The sequence below is a fragment of the Paenarthrobacter aromaticivorans genome, assembly GCF_019038615.1.
Classification (GTDB): Bacteria; Actinomycetota; Actinomycetes; order Actinomycetales; family Micrococcaceae; genus Arthrobacter; species Arthrobacter aromaticivorans.
In genome coordinates, this window is sequence record NZ_JAHOPC010000003.1 from 1 (window position 1) to 16725 (window position 16725).

Annotated in this window: 20 protein-coding genes; 6 read left to right on the forward strand and 14 right to left on the reverse strand. The window is 61.4% G+C overall.

Going from position 1 to position 16725, the window contains the following annotated elements:
* The 6 genes from KSW38_RS06675 to KSW38_RS06700 all read left to right on the forward strand — a co-directional run.
* Positions 1-817, forward strand: an 817-nt coding sequence (locus KSW38_RS06675; protein ID WP_428982374.1) for a transketolase-like TK C-terminal-containing protein, incomplete at its 5' end; no start/stop codon positions are given.
* A gap of 208 nt (positions 818-1025) precedes the next feature.
* Complete coding sequence (locus KSW38_RS06680; protein WP_216923833.1) at positions 1026-2270, forward strand: PucR family transcriptional regulator; 1245 nt, start codon at positions 1026-1028, stop codon at positions 2268-2270.
* Positions 2271-2358: 88 nt separating this feature from the next.
* Positions 2359-3288, forward strand: coding sequence for an ACP S-malonyltransferase (locus KSW38_RS06685; RefSeq protein WP_216923834.1), 930 nt, complete (start codon positions 2359-2361; stop codon positions 3286-3288).
* Positions 3285-4346, forward strand: coding sequence for a beta-ketoacyl-ACP synthase III (locus tag KSW38_RS06690; protein WP_216923835.1), 1062 nt, complete (start codon positions 3285-3287; stop codon positions 4344-4346). The genes KSW38_RS06685 and KSW38_RS06690 overlap by 4 nt, the downstream gene beginning before the upstream one ends.
* 116 nt (positions 4347-4462) lie before the next feature.
* The gene (locus KSW38_RS06695) at positions 4463-4708 is read left to right on the forward strand and encodes an acyl carrier protein (protein WP_011692310.1); all 246 of its coding nucleotides are present in this window, start codon (positions 4463-4465) and stop codon (positions 4706-4708) included.
* 132 nt (positions 4709-4840) lie between these two features.
* Positions 4841-6076, forward strand: a complete 1236-nt coding sequence (locus KSW38_RS06700; protein WP_216923836.1) for a beta-ketoacyl-[acyl-carrier-protein] synthase family protein — start codon at positions 4841-4843, stop codon at positions 6074-6076.
* A gap of 119 nt (positions 6077-6195) precedes the next feature.
* Here the strand turns inward: KSW38_RS06700 and KSW38_RS06705 are convergent, their stop codons facing one another.
* The 14 genes from KSW38_RS06705 to rpsP form a co-directional block, all read right to left on the reverse strand.
* Positions 6196-6699 (reverse strand): DUF3145 domain-containing protein, encoded by a 504-nt coding sequence (locus tag KSW38_RS06705; RefSeq protein ID WP_216923837.1) that lies wholly within the window; start codon positions 6697-6699, stop codon positions 6196-6198.
* 227 nt (positions 6700-6926) lie between these two features.
* Positions 6927-7853, reverse strand: coding sequence for a tyrosine recombinase XerC (locus tag KSW38_RS06710; RefSeq protein WP_216923838.1), 927 nt, complete (start codon positions 7851-7853; stop codon positions 6927-6929).
* 65 nt (positions 7854-7918) lie between these two features.
* Complete coding sequence (gene dprA / locus KSW38_RS06715) at positions 7919-9166, reverse strand: DNA-processing protein DprA (protein ID WP_216923839.1); 1248 nt, start codon at positions 9164-9166, stop codon at positions 7919-7921.
* The gene (locus tag KSW38_RS06720) at positions 9163-10704 is read right to left on the reverse strand and encodes a YifB family Mg chelatase-like AAA ATPase (RefSeq protein ID WP_216923840.1); all 1542 of its coding nucleotides are present in this window, start codon (positions 10702-10704) and stop codon (positions 9163-9165) included. Before KSW38_RS06720 ends, dprA begins: the two co-directional genes overlap by 4 nt.
* Positions 10704-11069: a YraN family protein gene (locus tag KSW38_RS06725; protein WP_216923841.1), complete on the reverse strand. Its 366-nt coding sequence runs from the start codon at positions 11067-11069 to the stop codon at positions 10704-10706. The genes KSW38_RS06720 and KSW38_RS06725 overlap by 1 nt, the downstream gene beginning before the upstream one ends.
* Before the next feature lie 116 nt (positions 11070-11185).
* Positions 11186-11530, reverse strand: a complete 345-nt coding sequence (locus KSW38_RS06730; protein WP_216923842.1) for a DUF2469 domain-containing protein — start codon at positions 11528-11530, stop codon at positions 11186-11188.
* Positions 11531-11598: 68 nt separating this feature from the next.
* On the reverse strand, positions 11599-12309 hold the full coding sequence (gene rnhB, locus KSW38_RS06735; protein WP_216923843.1) for a ribonuclease HII: 711 nt from the start codon (positions 12307-12309) through the stop codon (positions 11599-11601).
* 5 nt (positions 12310-12314) lie between these two features.
* Positions 12315-13148 (reverse strand): signal peptidase I, encoded by an 834-nt coding sequence (gene lepB, locus KSW38_RS06740; protein WP_216923844.1) that lies wholly within the window; start codon positions 13146-13148, stop codon positions 12315-12317.
* The gene (gene lepB / locus KSW38_RS06745; protein WP_216923845.1) at positions 13149-13823 is read right to left on the reverse strand and encodes a signal peptidase I; all 675 of its coding nucleotides are present in this window, start codon (positions 13821-13823) and stop codon (positions 13149-13151) included.
* 81 nt (positions 13824-13904) lie between these two features.
* On the reverse strand, positions 13905-14258 hold the full coding sequence (rplS, locus tag KSW38_RS06750; protein ID WP_014922079.1) for a 50S ribosomal protein L19: 354 nt from the start codon (positions 14256-14258) through the stop codon (positions 13905-13907).
* A 254-nt stretch (positions 14259-14512) separates the two neighbouring features.
* Positions 14513-15322 (reverse strand): tRNA (guanosine(37)-N1)-methyltransferase TrmD, encoded by an 810-nt coding sequence (gene trmD, locus KSW38_RS06755; protein WP_216923846.1) that lies wholly within the window; start codon positions 15320-15322, stop codon positions 14513-14515.
* The gene (gene rimM / locus KSW38_RS06760) at positions 15323-15877 is read right to left on the reverse strand and encodes a ribosome maturation factor RimM (protein WP_216923847.1); all 555 of its coding nucleotides are present in this window, start codon (positions 15875-15877) and stop codon (positions 15323-15325) included. It lies immediately after the preceding gene.
* Between the two features lie 131 nt (positions 15878-16008).
* Positions 16009-16251, reverse strand: coding sequence for an RNA-binding protein (locus tag KSW38_RS06765; RefSeq protein ID WP_144659985.1), 243 nt, complete (start codon positions 16249-16251; stop codon positions 16009-16011).
* A 1-nt stretch (position 16252) separates the two neighbouring features.
* The gene (gene rpsP, locus KSW38_RS06770) at positions 16253-16672 is read right to left on the reverse strand and encodes a 30S ribosomal protein S16 (protein ID WP_017199647.1); all 420 of its coding nucleotides are present in this window, start codon (positions 16670-16672) and stop codon (positions 16253-16255) included.
* Between the last annotated feature and the right edge of the window lie 53 nt (positions 16673-16725).

A 16725-nucleotide genomic window follows, 5' to 3' on the forward strand; every position in this document is an offset into this window, starting at 1 on the left:
CCAACACGCCGACGGGCACTCACCCCTGCTGGCCTCCACCAACCCCGCCGTGAAAACCTACGACCCCGCCTACGGCTACGAAATCGGCCACATCATCCGCCACGGCCTCGAACAAATGTACGGACCCGACGCTGACGCGCAAGGCATACAAACCGCGTCAGATAAAAACGTGATGTACTACCTCACCGTCTACAACGAACCCATCACCCAACCCGCCGAACCGGAAAACCTGGACATCAACGGGCTCCTCAAAGGCATCTACCGCCTCGCCCCCGCCCCGGAAAACACCACCGGAAACGGCAACCGGCCCACCGCGAACATCCTCGCCTCCGGTGTGTCCGTGCCCTGGGCCCTGGACGCCGCCCGGATCCTCAACGACGACTGGGGAGTCGCCGCCGACGTCTGGTCCGTGACGTCCTGGAACGAACTCCGACGCGACGGACTCGCCGCCGAAGAACACGCCTTCCTCAACCCCGGCCAACCCGCCCGCACCCCGTTCATCACCGAACAACTCGCCGGCACCACCGGACCCGTCATCGCCGTGTCCGACTACATGAAAGCCGTCCCCGACCAAATCCGCCAATTCATCCCCAACGACTTCGCCTCCCTCGGAGCAGACGGCTTCGGCTTCTCCGACACCCGCCAAGCCGCACGCCGCTACTTCAAAAACGACACCCACTCCATCGTCGCCAAAACCCTCCAACTGCTCGCCGCCAAGGGAGAAGTGGAAGAAGGTGCGCTGGAAAAGGCCATCGATAAGTACCGGCTCTTGGATGTAAACGCGGGCACCACCGGCGGAGCAGGCGGAGACGCCTAACAAGCCGGGTACCCGTAAACCAGGGCAACAGTCCAGGTTGTAGCAACTCAAGCAGTAACCGCGACGGCGGCTTCCAGCGGAAGGTGGGAGCCGCCGTCGGGCGTTTAATAGAGGCCTTTCAGCGCTCAACATGACGTGACGAGCGGCAACATAAGTTGTAGCCTTCGCACAAATGGAGCTTGCCTGAGATGCACCGTATGCTCGTTCCATGGCAGAGCCCAGCAAAATCACTACAAAGCGCAAAGCAGCAACCCAGGCATTGTCGCCGGAAAAGGCGGAGACCCTGCGGCAGCTCCGTGCAAATGTAGGGCAATTGTCCACCAGCACCATGCGTCAGCTTGAAAAATCGCTGCCTTGGTACGGTCGGCTGAGCTCTGATGAACGCTCCGCCTTGGGGCTCGTGGCCCAAAATGGCATTGCCGCTTTCGTGACCTGGTATGAGCGCCCCAGTTCGCCGTCGTGGATCCTGACCGACGTCTTTGGTAATGCGCCTACTGAACTGACCCGCTCCATCAGCCTGCAGAAAGCCTTGCAGTTGATCCGGATTGTGGTGGAGGTGGTAGAGGACCAGGTTCCTGTGATCGCCCCTGAATCGGACCAGCCTTCGCTGCGCGAGGCGGTGCTTCGCTACTCCCGGGAAGTGGCGTTCGCGGCCGCGGATGTCTATGCCCGCGCAGCGGAATCACGGGGATCCTGGGATACCCGGCTTGAGGCGTTGATCGTGGACGCAATCCTGCGGGGTGAGAACACAGACGCGTTGCGATCAAGGATCGCCGCCCTGGGCTGGAAGGCGCAGGAGCGCTTCACCGTCATGGTGGGCAACTCGCCATCGGAGCCCAGCGCCAGCTACGTCAGCGATTTACGCCGGACTGCCGGCCGTTTCGCAGAAGACGCGCTGGTTGGAATCCAAGGTGACCGCCTCATCCTCATCCTCGGCGGGGTCCAAGACCGCGACACTGCGTACGTAAAACTCAGTGAACTGTTTGCGCCGGGCGCCGTTGTCTACGGGCCGGAGGCTGGCTCGTTGCTGGAGGCCAGTACTTCGGCCCAGGCCGCCTTCGCTGGCCTTACCGCCGCGCGCGCCTGGCCCTCGGCGCCTCGACCTGTTGCAGCGGACGATCTCCTCCCGGAACGCGTTGTTTCCGGGGATGATGCGGCCCGGCGGTCACTCATCAAGAATATTTACCGCCCGCTGCTGGCAGCCTCAAATGGCTTGGTGGAGACCTTGGGAACGTACCTCGAGTTGGGACATTCATTGGAGGCCACAGCGCGTGAATTGTTCGTCCATGCCAACACGGTGCGCTACCGTTTGAAGCGTGTCTGCGATGTGACAGGCTGGGATCCGCTCCTCCCAAGGGAAGCTTTCGTACTTCAAACTGCCCTGGTGGTGGGCCGGCTTTCGGCCCAGCCCAAAGCCGCCCCCGAGCGTCACGCATCGCGTTCACAGAACTGAACCGTTGTAGACTTCCTACAAACTGACCCAGTGAGCTTGGTGTACGAAAACACCAGTGGATCACGTGGCAATTTGGAAAGCTGGATACGTGCTTGCAATCGTCTGCCCTGGACAGGGCTCCCAGACCCCTGGATTTTTGGCCCCTTGGCTGGAACTCCCCTCCGTCGAAGGCCAATTGGCTACCCTGAGCGAGATCGCAGGCATCGACCTCAAGGCCCACGGAACTACCTCTGATGAAGAAACCATCAAAGACACCGCAGTGGCCCAACCCCTGATCGTCGCCGCGGGCTTGGTGGCGGCCAAGTCTTTGTTCGACGTAGAACTCAACACGCTTCCGGTTGTCCTTGCAGGGCACTCCGTCGGTGAAATCACAGCTTCAGCCCTTGCCGGCGTCCTCACTGAGCAGGAAGCCATGACTTTCGTCCGCGAGCGGGCCAATAGTATGGCTGCCGCAGCTGCGGTAACCCCGACAGGCATGAGTGCCGTCGTAGGTGGCGACCCCGCGGAGGTCCTTGCAGCCATCGAGGCATCGGGCGCCACTCCCGCCAATGTGAATGGAGCCGGCCAGACGGTGGCCGCAGGAACGTTCGAGCAGCTTAAGGCTTTGGCGGACAACCCACCGGCCAAGGCTCGCGTCATTCCCCTGAAGGTCGCCGGCGCCTTCCACACGGCACACATGGCTCCCGCCGTGAGCGCATTGGAAGCCCTCAAGCCTTCCTTGTCGCCGCAGGACCCGACTGTCCCCCTGCTGTCCAACTATGACGGCCAGGAAGTTAAGGCAGGTTCTGCCGCCGTCGACAGCATGATCGCGCAGGTCTCCAGGCCCGTCCGGTGGGACCAGTGCATGGAGAACCTCTCGACCCGCGGAGTTACCGGCCTGATCGAACTGGCTCCCGCCGGCACGCTGGCTGGTTTGGCCAAGCGTGGAATGCCAGGGGTCAAGACAGTTGCTGTCAAAACCCCGGATGATTTGTCCGCGGCCCTGGCACTTTTCGCCGAATTGGAGGGACAGGCGTGAGCACCCCCGTACTCAACAAAGCTAGGGTCAACGAGAATGCCCGCATCCTGGGCATCGGCGCTTATCGTCCCGATGTCATCGTCACCAACGACGACGTCTGCCAGTGGATCGACTCCTCCGATGAATGGATCCGGCAGCGTACTGGCATCATCACCCGCCACCGGGCAGCCGCTGACGTCAGTGTCATCGACATGGCCGAAGGTGCCGCCCGTGAAGCCATCCAGCAGGCCGGGATCGAACCATCGCAACTGGGTGCGGTCATCGTGTCCACCGTGACCCACCCGTACGCAACGCCATCGGCCGCCGCTGCCCTTACGGAGCGTTTGGGCGCGACGCCGGCACCCGCCTTCGACATCTCCGCTGCCTGCGCCGGGTACTGCTACGGCGTTGCCCAGGCAGATGCGCTGGTGCGCTCTGGTGCTGCCGAATATGTTCTGGTGGTTGGCGCCGAGAAACTCTCGGACGTCATCGACAACCACGAACGCACCATCTCGTTCCTGCTCGGCGACGGCGCCGGCGCAGTAGTGGTGGGCCCCTCTGACACTCCCGGCATCGGACCTTCGGTATGGGGCTCGGATGGCAGCAAGTGGGACGCGATCGGAATGACCCACTCTTTGGAGGACGTCAAGAAACTGGGTGAATCCGCCCGTCACTCGGACGAAACGGATGACCTTGCAATCATCTCTGCAACGCAGGATGTTTGGCCTACGCTGCGTCAGGACGGCCAGACCGTTTTCCGTTGGGCCGTGTGGGAAATGGCCAAGGTAGCCCAGCAAGCGCTGGACGCTGCCGGAATCGAAGCCAGCGACCTCGCCGCTTTTGTTCCCCACCAAGCGAACATGCGCATCATCGATGAGATGGTGAAGAAGCTGAAGCTTCCCGAAACAGTCCTCATTGGCCGCGACATCGCCCAAGCCGGCAATACGTCAGCTGCTTCCATCCCCCTGGCCACGCACCGCCTGCTTCAGGAGAACCCTGAACTCAGCGGTGGGCTGGCATTGCAGATCGGCTTCGGCGCCGGATTGGTATTTGGCGCCCAGGTTGTCGTTCTGCCATAGACCTGGACAGTCCCCGCGGCCTCCAGCCAACTGAATATATGACTTACAAACCCAAACCGTAACCGCGGTTTGCCCCCTTTCCGGCATAGCCGGCACAACAAGAAAAGGAGCCAACAATGGCTAGCAACGAAGAAATCCTGGCCGGCCTGGCTGAAATCGTCAACGAAGAAACGGGCCTGGCTACCGAAGCCGTCGAGCTGGACAAGTCCTTCACCGAGGACCTGGACATCGACTCCATCTCCATGATGACCATCGTCGTTAATGCCGAAGAGAAGTTCGGCGTACGCATCCCGGACGAAGAGGTCAAGAACCTCAAGACCGTCGGCGACGCCGTCAGCTTCATCGCAAACGCCCAGGCCTAAGCCTGAAACCTGCTGTGCCGGGCCAGGGTGCTTGACCCTGTGCCCGGCACAGCCGCAGTAACGCCCAAAGTTTTTCCTGCCGCCCCTGCAAAAACTGCAGATGGGACGGCTGATCCGACAGAGAGTGATCGCATGGCACGCAAAGTAGTCATAACCGGTCTGGGGGCCACCACTCCCATCGGCGGCGACGTCCCCACAATGTGGCAGAACGCGCTGAAAGGGGTCTCAGGTGCCCGCACGCTCGAAGACGAGTGGGTGGCCAAGTACGACCTCCCCGTCCACTTTGCTGCCCGGTGCTCGACGCCGGCCCTGGAAGTCCTGAGCCGGGTGGAAGCCAAGCGTATGGACCCGTCCACGCAGTTTGGTGTCATCGCTGCCCGGGAGGCCTGGGCTGACGCCGGCATCGAGGACATCGACCACGACCGTCTGGCGGTGGCGTTTGCCACGGGTATCGGCGGCGTATGGACGCTCCTTGATGCATGGGACACGCTCAGGGACAAGGGTCCCCGAAGGGTCCTGCCCATGACCGTTCCCATGCTGATGCCCAATGGCGTAGCCGCTGCCGTCAGCCTTGACCTCGGCGCCCGGGCCGGAGCCCACACCCCAGTTTCAGCTTGCGCATCCGGTACTGAGGCCCTGCATCTTGGCTTGGACCTGATCCGCTCAGGCAAGGCCGATGTGGTCATGTGCGGTGGAGCGGAAGCTGCGATTCACCCAATGCCCTTGGCGGCGTTCTCGTCCATGCAGGCACTCTCCCGCCGCAATGACGATCCCGAGCGTGCTTCCCGCCCGTACGACATAGACCGTGACGGCTTTGTCATGGGTGAGGGTGCAGGCGCCCTGGTACTTGAAGCCGAAGAGCACGCGATCGCCCGCGGCGCCCGCATCTATGCTGAGCTTGCCGGAACCTCGGTCACGGCTGACGCTTACCACATCACAGCTCCTGACCCCGAAGGTCTCGGCGCCACCCGTGCACTCAAGGCCGCAATGTTCGACGGCAGGATCCAGGCTGAGGACGTAGTCCACGTCAACGCCCATGCCACCTCCACTCCCGTAGGTGACAGGCCGGAGTACACGGCCCTGCGCGCCGCGCTGGGGGCTCACGTGGACAGCGTTGCCGTATCTGCCACCAAGTCCCAAATGGGGCACCTGCTGGGCGCCTCCGGGGCCGTAGAGGCTGTCCTCACCGTCCTGGCCGTCTATGAGCGCAAGGCACCCGTCACCATCAACCTCGAGAACCAGGATCCCGAGATCCCCCTCGACGTCGTAACCTCCGCCCGTGACCTGCCTTCGGGCGACATCGTCGCACTGAGCAACTCCTTCGGCTTTGGCGGACACAATGCCGTCATCGCCGTCCGCAACGTCTAAGACCTGCGTTCGCCGGATGCCGCGAGGTAAATACCCTAGGTAATTAGAAGAGAAGGGCCCACCAGCAGGTGGGCCCTTCTCTGTTGCTATGGGAATGTTTTGGTGGTCAGGAGTTGCTGCTACCCGACTTGGTGCAGCCACCGGACCGGGGCGCCCTCAGCGGCGTGGCGGAACGGCTCCAGTTCCTCGTCCCAGGCTTCGCCCAGGGCCAACGACAACTCATGGTAAACGGCAGACGGGTCTCCAGCTCCTGACTCATAGGCATAGCGGATGCGGTCCTCGCTGACCATGATGTTGCCATGCACATCCGTGACGGCATGGAAGATCCCTAATTCCGGAGTGTGCGACCAGCGTGCGCCATCCACGCCTTGGCTCGGTTCTTCAGTCACCTCGTACCGCAGATGTGCCCAGCCCCGAAGAGCAGACGCCAACTGGGCGCCGGTGCCGGGCGTACCTGTCCAGGACAGTTCGGCACGGAACATTCCGGGCGCAGCTGGCTGAGGGGTCCACTCAAGATCGGTCCGCTTGTCCACGACCGATCCGATGGCCCACTCAACGTGCGGGCACAACGCCGTAGGGGCCGAGTGCACGAAAAGGACACCGCGGGTTGTTGCAACAGACATTCCATCCTCCATAGCTGTAGGTACGTCTTCCCCAACGACCTCTGCGGCGGATGTCTTGCTGTTGCTGCCCGGTCCTGTCATTCTTGCGGACCCTGCAGCTATTCAATTTAGCTCTTTGATTGTGACACGAAACGAACCCTCAACCCTAAATTGAAGGTTCGGCCGTGGTGCTTTCATTTTGCCGTACCCTTCCCTTTTCCGCCAGTGCAACTCCTGGGGCGTCATTTTCAGGCCCGGGGGTGGGCCTGCTGGTAGCTCTTCCGAAGCCTGTCCACGGAAACGTGCGTGTATATCTGCGTAGTGGCGAGGCTACTGTGGCCAAGAATTTCCTGCACGGCCCGAAGATCAGCCCCACCATCCAGCAGGTGGGTTGCGGCGCTATGCCTCAGGGTGTGGGGCCCCGTTGCGGCCGTATCGCCAAGTGCCTGCAGCAGGACGGCTACAACCGCACGGACCTGACGTGGGTCAACGCGGTTTCCTCTTACGCCCAGGAACAGAGCCGGGCCGCTCGTGGCAGTTACCAGTGCCGGACGTCCCCGGCGAAGCCAATCGTCGATGGCAAGGGCAGCCGGAACTCCGAAAGGAACGGTACGCTCCTTGTTTCCCTTGCCAATGACGCGGAGGGTCCTTCTATCCTGATCCATGTCATCGATGTCCAGCCCGGCAAGCTCCCCAACCCGCACGCCGGTTGCGTACAACAGCTCCACCATTGCACGATCGCGGAGGGCCAGAGGACCTCCATCCGCCGCGGCAGCGTCAAGGCTATCCACGACCCTGAGAACTTGCTGCTGCTGGAGGACTCCAGGCAACGATTTCACGCGTTTAGGAGCTTGCAGGCGAATGGCCGGATCCGTGGCGATGAGTTCCTCCCGCAGAGCCCACTTGGTGAACGCCCGGGCCGTGGCGGCCCGGCGGGCAAGAGTCGACCGGGCCATCCCGGCTTCACTTTGTGCGCCCAGCCATCGGCGGAGAGAACCCAACTCAAGTTGATCGAGATCGCGTATTCCCTCCTGGACCGCGAATCCGAGAAGGCTGTGCACATCTGCCAGATATGCGCGGACAGTATGTGCCGACCTCGCGCGTTCACCGTGGAGGTAGCGTTCGAAACCCTCCACTGCACTCTTTAGCGGTGCTGGCAATGATTCTGCGTCCACCCGTCCAACTTTGCCAGCAACATGGACCGTCGCTGCGTATCAACATGCTTCGCGACTTGTCCACCCTACGCATTCTTGGTGCGCTTCCAGGCCCCCCGTTCAGAGGATGCGAGCCCCAGCAGTCCCAATCGGCCCAAGCCCGCACGCACAGAGTCCGGGCTGAGGCCTGCAACCACTGTGAGCTTCTCCACGGAACTTGCTGATCGAAGAGGTAAGGCATCCAAGAGAATCAGGTCTTCCAAAGACAAACCATCATGGGGTGCGGCCGGCGAATCCTTGTAAGAGACAGTCACCTCGCCGTTCCGCCCGGCCAATTCAGCAATTTCTCCGACGTCCGTCACACAGATCGCCCCGCCATCCCGGAGCAGCCTATGGCAACCAGCCGAATTCGCGCTGTGAATGGACCCGGGAACAGTTGCCACCACCCGCCCAATGCTCTCGGCGTGATGGGCTGTGTTCAGTGCGCCTGAACGCCATCGAGCTTCCACCACCACCGTGACAGCCGCCAGCGCAGCGATGAGGCGGTTTCGCTGCAGGAATCGGTACCTTGTAGGAGCAGATCCGGGTGGAACCTCGGAAATCACCGCTCCTTGGTTGGCCACAGCACGAAGAAGGTCGTCGTTCCCGGAGGGATAGAAGCGGTCCACTCCCCCAGCCATGACCGCAATGGTCGGCAGGTTTGCTACGCCGCCGCGGAGGGCCCCACGGTGGGCGTGGGCGTCAATGCCGTAGGCTCCCCCGGAAACTACGCAGTACCCACGTTGAGCCAAGCCGTAGGCAAGGTCCCCCGTCACAGATGCTCCGTAGCTCGTGCTGTCCCTGGACCCCACCAGCGCGATGGTCTGCCGCATTGAGGGAAGGGGCTGCTCGTGTCCGCGCCACCACAGGCACAAAGGCTCCTGGAGGCCGAGGTCCGACAATTGCTCAGGCCATAGCTCATCGCCGGGAACGATCAGGCGGCCACCGAGCCTCTTCATCGTCTCCAGGTCACGGTCCGGCGCGAGGTCCGGAACACGTGGAGCCCATCGTCGCTTACTTGCCGTGAGCCCCGGCCAGGAAGCCTGGCCTCCGCTTTCGGACAGTAAGGTGGAAATTTCCTGCTCGAGGCGTGGCCCGGCAGCGAGTTCGCCGGTCGCGATACCCAGCGCGTCAATAGCTCCAACAGCATGAACCAACGCGAGCCCTACGGAATCCTGTGGTTCCATCAGACGCGCCAATGCTGCCCGTGCCAGCCTCTCCTTTTCCTGTTTTCCCAACACTGCTGCGTTTGCGCCTTCCGTTGTCACTTCGTCCTTCGTCACGTTGTCCTTCATGCTGTCGTCGTTGCTTGCCGGAGGCCGAGCGCTTGTCCGATGTGGTCTGCAGTGGGAATGTTGCTATGGTCCAGGTCTGCCAGTGTCCACGCCAAGCGAAGGACGCGGTCGTAGCCTCGGGCCGTGAGAATGCCGCGCTCCAACGCCGTGTCCAGGATGCGCGTGGTGCCCGGCGCCAGCCTCAGTTCCCCGCGCAGGGTGCGTCCTGGCACTTGGGAATTGGTCTCAATGCCGAATGCGCCCAGGCGCTCAGCCTGCCGCTGCCTCGCAGCCAGTACCCGTCCTGCGACGGCGTCGGTTCCCTCTTCCATACCTGCCTGTCCAAAATCGGCAAGAGATACGCGTTCCACTTGGAGTTGTATGTCGACGCGATCCAGGAGAGGACCCGATATTCGGCCGAAGTACCGCCTGCGCATTATTGCGGTGCAGGTACAGTCCATTCCCTTGCCCGACGCTTTGCCGCATGGGCAAGGATTGGATGCCAGGACAAGTTGAAAGCGAGCGGGGTAAGCTGCTGTTCCCGCAGAACGGTGAATGACCAGTTCACCGCTCTCCAAGGGCTGTCGGAGGGCATCCAGGACACGTCGTTCAAACTCGGGAGCCTCGTCAAGGAAGAGGACCCCACGGTGTGCCCGCGAGGCAGCACCCGGGCGGGGAAGTCCCGAACCTCCGCCGATGATGGCAGCTGCAGTAGCACTGTGGTGGGGATTCTCGAAGGGGGGCCGCCGGAGTAACGTGCCGGTTGATGAGCGGACCGCCGCCAGGGAGTGAATGGCAGTAACTTCCATTGCTGCCTTGTCCGCCAGATCCGGCAAGAGTCCCGGCAGACGCTCTGCGAGCATCGTCTTGCCGGCACCTGGTGGACCGGTCAGCAGCATATGGTGGCTACCTGCGGCTGCGACTTCCAGCGCGCGCCGGGCCTCTGATTGCCCCGAGACGTCGGAAAGATCAGGCACGAGGCCCACTTCGTCTTCATTTTCATCCCCGGGCTCACCGCCGGGCGGGTCATAGTCCAGGGCGAGTTCTTTGGGGTCCGCGCCGAAGTCGTAGGCGAGCCGGGCGAGAGTCCTGTATCCCCTGACGTGAGCTCCCGGTACCAACGTTGCCTCGGCGACGTTAGCTTCGGCCACGACGATTTCCGGATACCCGGCCTGGACGGCTGCCATGACGGCAGGGAGGATGCCCCTCACCGGCCGAAGCCGGCCGTCCAAACCCAGCTCAGCAATGAAGACTGTCCCATCGATCGAACGAATGTCCTCGGCAGCACGGAGAACAGCCATGGTGATGGCAAGGTCAAAGCCCGAACCACGTTTGGGCAAGGATGCTGGAATGAGATTTGCGGTGATCTTCCTCCGACTCAAAGGAATTCCCGAGTTTTGTGCCGCGGAGCGTATTCGCTCTTTTGCTTCGTTAAGGGCGGCATCGGGTAGTCCCAGGATCACGAATGCTGGGAGAGTCTGGCCAATGTCGGCTTCTACCTCAACGACGTAGCCGTTGAGGCCAACCAGGGCAATGCAGTAGCTGCGCCCGACCCCCATCAGCCAACACCCCTCAGGTGTTCCAGTTGGGGATCCCCAATGCCGTCGTGGATGACCGACACCACATCAATACGTTTTCGTCGAGCATTCACTTCATGCTCCCGGCACCACGATGAAGCGAGCCGGTGCAGGCGAGCCAGCTTGGCCGAATCTACTGCCTCAAAGGGATGCCCGTAATCCAGGCTGCTGCGGGTCTTTACCTCCGCGACCACCAGGGTGTCGCCCTCCAGTGCAACGATGTCGATTTCACCATCGGCGCACCGCCAATTGCGATCGACGATCCGCATGCCCTGGTGTTCCAGGAATCCTGCTGCCAAAGCCTCGCCGTTACGGCCAAGTATGTCTTTTGCTCTCATGAGCATCACCTCCGCTATCCAGCTTTGATGCTGGCAGCGGCTCGTGACAGACGGCCCTGATGCTATGTGGGTAAACCCGTCACATCTTTCTCTTGTGGAGGAAGAGTACCCGCGGGCTGCAGGTGCTAGTTGCCGAGGTCTCCCAGATCCCCGAGGCCACCATCCTTGGGCAACGCAAGGTCTTCATTGCGTGGGAGTTCCTCGACGTTGACGTCCTTGAACGTTATGACCCGGACATTTTTCACGAAGCGGGCTGAACGATAGACATCCCAAACCCAGGCATCCTGCAGGGTTAGATCGAAATAGACTTCGCCGTCTGCGCTGCGGGCTTGTAAATCAACATGGTTGGCCAGGTAGAAACGCCGCTCGGTTTCGACAACGTAGCTGAACAAACCGACAACGTCCCGGTATTCACGGTAGAGCTGCAGCTCCATGTCGGTTTCATAGTTCTCAAGGTCCTCGGCGCTCATAGTTCCATCTTGCACCATCTGCCGCGAACCGGACGCCATCAGCAGGACACACGCTGCAGAGCAGGCTGTCAGACAACGTCCGGCCCGGTGAGGTTCCAGCTCGTCCGGTGATAGGCACTGGGACCCTGCACCCTGATCACTTCGCGATGCGCTGCTGTGGCGTAACCCTTGTTTTCGTTCCAGCCGTAGGCCGGTACTTCGGAGTGGAGATCAACCATGATCCGATCGCGGGCTACTTTTGCCAAAACACTGGCAGCAGCCACGCTGAGACAGCTCATATCTGCTTTTACCTTTGTGTGGACCGGAGCTTCACACCAGGGTCCTGTGGGTGCGGTGTCGAACAGTGAGGCTTGAACTTCCGGAGAAAGCCAGTTGTGGCTGCCGTCCAACAACACGACATCGGGCGTGATGCCACCGGCCAAAATCTCACACCACGCCCGTGTTCCCGCCAGGCGCAGGGCAGCTATGATACCGACGTCATCGATTTCGCGGGCGGACGCGTGTCCAACTGCGGAAGCTACAGCCCAGTCACGGACCATGGGCTCCAACCTGTCGCGGTCCTCGGGCTTGAGCAACTTGCTGTCCCGGACATCGGCCAGAAGTACGTGGTCCTCGAGATTGACCACTGCGATTCCCACACTGACGGGGCCAGCCAGGGCGCCCCTGCCAACCTCGTCCACACCTGCCAGCAACCGCACCCGGGGAGACAGGAAGGAACGCTCGACGTCCAGGGTCGGAACTTCGATTGGTGTCTTGGTTTTCAGCCGGGTGCTTGCCATGGCCGCTATTTTCCTGACGTGCCCGCGGGAACGTTCTTGAAGACATCCGGGTAATTGTCCAGCACCGTCCACCGGTTGACGGGCCAGGCTATGACTGTGGCTTTGCCCTCAACGTCCTCGATATTAATGAAACCACCATTGACCTCCTGGTGGGCCCTGGAATCTGCGGAGTGGTTGCGGTTGTCTCCCATCACCCAGACCTTGCCCTCTGGAACGACGATGTCGAACGGGTTGGGCTGGGGCACTTCTGCAGGATTGATGTATGTTTCGTCCACTGGTGTGCCATTGATGCTGACCCGACCCTGCGCGTCACAGCAGGAAACGTGATCGCCGGGAAGCCCAATCACGCGCTTGACCAGGTGCTGCTCATTGTCGTCGGCCGCCAACCCAACGAACTCCAAAGTGTCGCCTACCCAATCAAGGGGGCCCGCCGGTTTTTTCAGAACTGCGGGCAGCCAACCTTGCGAATCCTTGAAGACGACCACGTCGCCCCGCTCCAAAGCGAAGGGCTCCGGCACCAGCAGGTTGATGAAGATGCGGTCATTCACGTCCAAGGTACTTTCCATGGATTCAGAAGGAATGTAGAACGCCCGGAAAAGGAATGTCTTGATAAGGAAGGAGAGCACTACAGCAATGGCCACGACCGTGACGATTTCCTTCAGCCATCCAAGGACAGGGTTCCTGCGCGGCTTTTCGTCCTCGTCGGTTTTGTTGCCGGTATCGGCGGCAGCGTCAGCGGCCGGGCTGGGCTCAGCCACTCCGGCCACGCCAGCCGTTCCGTCCGAGAGCCGCGCGTCGTCGTCGTGCCGCTCGGGGTTCTCGGGAACTTTGTCCGGCATTTATTGTCCGTTCTTTGATGGTTCGGCCTGCGGGGAGCGAGGCACCTCTGCAAATCTATCAAGGGGCCAGATAATCTGGACTGGTCTGCCGATCACCCGGTCAAGCGGGACCATTCCCCCACCAGGTGCTCCCAGCAATCCGCGGGAATCAGCAGAGCGGGATCGGTGGTCGCCCATAAGCCAGAGCCGGCCCTCGGGAACCACGACGTCGAACTTCTGTTTGCTGGGTTCGTCCCCGGGGTACACATAGGGTTCCTCAAGTACCTGACCGTTCACTGTGAGCCGCCCCTCGGAGGAGCAGCACTGAACGTGGTCACCCGGAATCCCAATGACCCGTTTCACATATGTGGTATCGCTTCCAGTGAGCCCGAACCACTGAGTCACTGCAGCAGACGTGTCAACAAGGGGACCCTTACCGCTGCTGAGCGGGGCGAACGACCCACGCCCGTCAAAGACGACGACGTCTCCACGCTGGATCGCCTCGGAGGCGAATGCTGTACGGGAAACCAGGATCCTGTCCCCAGTCCCCAGTAACGGCTCCATGGACTCGGAAGGGATGTAGTAGACGTCTACCCACAAGGAGCGGACCAAGCCGCTGATCGCGATTGCAAGGACCAATGCCAGCAAAACAAAACGCCAGCCCTGTTTCCGGGGCTGGCGTTCTGATGTGTCCATGACTCGTATCCCTGTTGCGTTGCGGATTGCTCCGGAACAAACCGGGCACGAATCCTGGACCCGTTGCGTAAGTCGCTGGACTTACTTGGCGAAGTCGCGCTTTTCCTTGATCTTCGCAGCCTTACCGCGCAGTGCGCGCATGTAGTAAAGCTTGGCGCGACGGACGTCACCCTTGGTAACGACCTCGATCTTGTCGATGATCGGGGAGTGTACCGGGAAGGTACGCTCTACGCCGACACCGAAGGAAACCTTGCGCACGGTGAAGGTTTCGCGAACACCGTCACCCTGGCGGCCCAGGACAAAGCCCTGGAATACCTGGACACGGGAGTTCTTGCCTTCGATGATGTTGACGTGAACCTTGAGGGTGTCACCCGCGCGGAACTCGGGAACATCGTTACGCAGCGAGGCTGCATCTACGCTATCGAGGATATGCATTAATCCACTCCTGGTGAACGCCACAGGTCATCCACTTTGGGTTACGGCAGACAAGCCCGCGGCACAAAGCCAACCGGAAATCTCCGCCGAAGTTTCTTGGTGTCCGATTCCGCCACTGATTGGCGGCACCGGGTTGTCCGGCTGTTGGCTTCGCTCCCCCTGTGGCAGGTGCTAGCCCAGCAGACACAAGGGTTAATTCTGCCACATGCCGCAGCATCCGGCCAATTATGCGGACTTGAAATGCCCGAGGGCGGTTAGCGGGTCTGCTGTGCCGTGTTGCTTTCCATGCGGCGGCGCAAGCGACCATCCACGACGTCGTAACCCAGGTCCGCAAGTGCGTTGCGGTCCGCACGACTCAGCTGGCCGGCGTCGAAGTTATCAAGGAGATCCGGACGCCGCTCGGCAGTGCGGCGGAACTGTTCGTGACGCCGCCACTGCGCGATCTTCCCGTGGTTGCCGCTGAGCAGGACCGGCGGCACTTCGTGGTCCCGCCATGAGGATGGCTTGGTATACACCGGATACTCAAGGAGGCCGTCCGAGTGGGATTCTTCAACGAGCGATTCGGGGTTGCCCACCACCCCGGGGAGCAAACGGCCGATTGCTTCAACCATGGCCAGGACAGCAACTTCCCCGCCATTGAGGACGTAGTCGCCAAGGCTGACAGGCCGCACCGTGAAGTGCTCCTGGGCCCAGTCGATGACGCGCTCGTCAATTCCCTCGTACCGCCCGCAGGCAAAGACCAGCTGTTCCTCTTCGGCGAGCTCATAGGCAAGGGCCTGGGTAAACCTCTCCCCTGCCGGCGAAGGCACGATCAGCACAGGTTTGGTGCCCTCGCGAACCCCGGCAACCGACTCAAGCGCCTGCGCCCACGGCTCGGGCTTCATCACCATGCCGGCGCCGCCCCCATAGGGAGTGTCGTCCACGGTCCGGTGCTTGTCAGTGGTGAACGTCCGGAGGTCGTGGACGTTAAGTTCCAGGAGCCCATCCTGGCGTGCCTTGCCTATCAGCGAAAGTTCCAGTGGGGCAAGGTATTCAGGGAAGATGCTGACGACATCGATCCTCATTCAGGCATCATCCCCGGCGCCGTCCTTGGACTCCTCGGCCGTGTCATCGTTGATTTCGAAGAGACCAGCAGGCGGGGTGATGAGAATGAAGCCGTCCTCGATGTTGACCTCTGGCACGATTTCATCGACGAAGGGAACCAGAATTTCCTTTCCTTCCTCCGTCTTGACCGTCAACAGGTCCTGAACCGGCATTGTGGTCAGCGCGGCAACTTTGCCCACAACCCGTGAGCCAACCCGCGCCTCCAGCCCAACGAGTTCGTGCTCATACCAGCCTTCATCGTCGTCTTCGTCGTCGAGTTCTTCGGTTTCAATGAAAAGCTTCGCGCCACGGATGGCCTCGGCGGCATTGCGGTCTGCAATTTCTTCGAAGCCCAGCAGGAGGATGTCCTTGTTCCATCTGGCGCTGCGGATGGTCAGCGGGCCCGCAGAGGCCGGTTCCACGACGAATTCGGTTCCAGCGACGAAGCGCTCGGAGGGGGCGTCGGTGAGCACTTGCACCGTCACCTCGCCGCGTATGCCATGGGGTTTGCCGATCCGGGCCACCTGGAGCTGCATGGGTTCCTCTGAATTCTCGTTGTGCCCGCGCTGCATGGCAGCAACGGAAGTGAAATGATCGATAAAGCAATCCGGCCCCTCCACCATATTCGGTGAAGGGGCCGGATCTAAGACAAGTATTGCTGAGCGCGTTACCGGCGACGATCGGTGTCGACGACGTCGACCCTGACCTGCTCGCCACCTGCCAGGGCTGCAACCACAGTGCGCAATGCGCGTGCGGTACGTCCCTGACGGCCGATCACCCGTCCGAGGTCCTCCTGGTGAACGCGCACCTCGAGGGATTCCCCGCGGCGGTTGTTCCTGGCACTGACCTTGACATCCTCAGGGCTGTCAACGATCCCACGGACCAAGTGCTCGAGCGCTTCTGCCAGCAATTTACTCAGCCTCGGTGGTCTCTGCTTCAGCCTCGGCCGGAGCTTCGGCTTCGTCCTTCTTGGCCTTCTTGGTGATGGCTTCCGGAATGATGACGGAACCCTTCTCCGGGGCTACGAAGGCTTCCTTCGGAGCTTTGGTCTTCAGGGTGCCTTCCTGGCCCGGCAGGCCCTTGAACTTCTGCCAGTCACCGGTGATCTTGAGGATCGCAGCAACCTGCTCGGTCGGCTGGGCGCCAACGGAAAGCCAGTACTGGGCGCGCTCGGAAGCGACCTCGATGTACGACGGCTCTTCGGTGGGGTGGTACTTGCCGATTTCTTCAATGGCACGGCCATCGCGCTTGGCGCGGGCATCCATGACGACGATGCGGTAGTACGGTGCGCGCATCTTACCGAAGCGCTTAAGGCGAATCTTTACGGCCACTTTTGTGGTCACTCCTGTTTCTGAAACGGGGTTGAACCCGACGTTCTGCACCC

Excerpts from the sequence above, each read along its gene's own strand:
- KSW38_RS06720 (WP_216923840.1), bottom strand. The coding sequence starts at position 10,704 with ATGGGGGTCGGGCGCAGCTACTGCATTGCCCTGGTTGGCCTCAACGGC.
- lepB (WP_216923845.1), bottom strand. The coding sequence starts at position 13,823 with ATGGACACATCAGAACGCCAGCCCCGGAAACAGGGCTGGCGTTTTGTT.
- lepB (WP_216923844.1), bottom strand. The coding sequence starts at position 13,148 with ATGCCGGACAAAGTTCCCGAGAACCCCGAGCGGCACGACGACGACGCG.
- dprA (WP_216923839.1), bottom strand. The coding sequence starts at position 9,166 with ATGAAGGACAACGTGACGAAGGACGAAGTGACAACGGAAGGCGCAAAC.
- rimM (WP_216923847.1), bottom strand. The coding sequence starts at position 15,877 with ATGCAGCTCCAGGTGGCCCGGATCGGCAAACCCCATGGCATACGCGGC.
- KSW38_RS06730 (WP_216923842.1), bottom strand. The coding sequence starts at position 11,530 with ATGAGCGCCGAGGACCTTGAGAACTATGAAACCGACATGGAGCTGCAG.
- KSW38_RS06705 (WP_216923837.1), bottom strand. The coding sequence starts at position 6,699 with ATGTCTGTTGCAACAACCCGCGGTGTCCTTTTCGTGCACTCGGCCCCT.
- rplS (WP_014922079.1), bottom strand. The coding sequence starts at position 14,258 with ATGCATATCCTCGATAGCGTAGATGCAGCCTCGCTGCGTAACGATGTT.
- KSW38_RS06680 (WP_216923833.1), top strand. The coding sequence starts at position 1,026 with ATGGCAGAGCCCAGCAAAATCACTACAAAGCGCAAAGCAGCAACCCAG.
- KSW38_RS06695 (WP_011692310.1), top strand. The coding sequence starts at position 4,463 with ATGGCTAGCAACGAAGAAATCCTGGCCGGCCTGGCTGAAATCGTCAAC.
- rnhB (WP_216923843.1), bottom strand. The coding sequence starts at position 12,309 with ATGGCAAGCACCCGGCTGAAAACCAAGACACCAATCGAAGTTCCGACC.
- trmD (WP_216923846.1), bottom strand. The coding sequence starts at position 15,322 with ATGAGGATCGATGTCGTCAGCATCTTCCCTGAATACCTTGCCCCACTG.
- KSW38_RS06700 (WP_216923836.1), top strand. The coding sequence starts at position 4,841 with ATGGCACGCAAAGTAGTCATAACCGGTCTGGGGGCCACCACTCCCATC.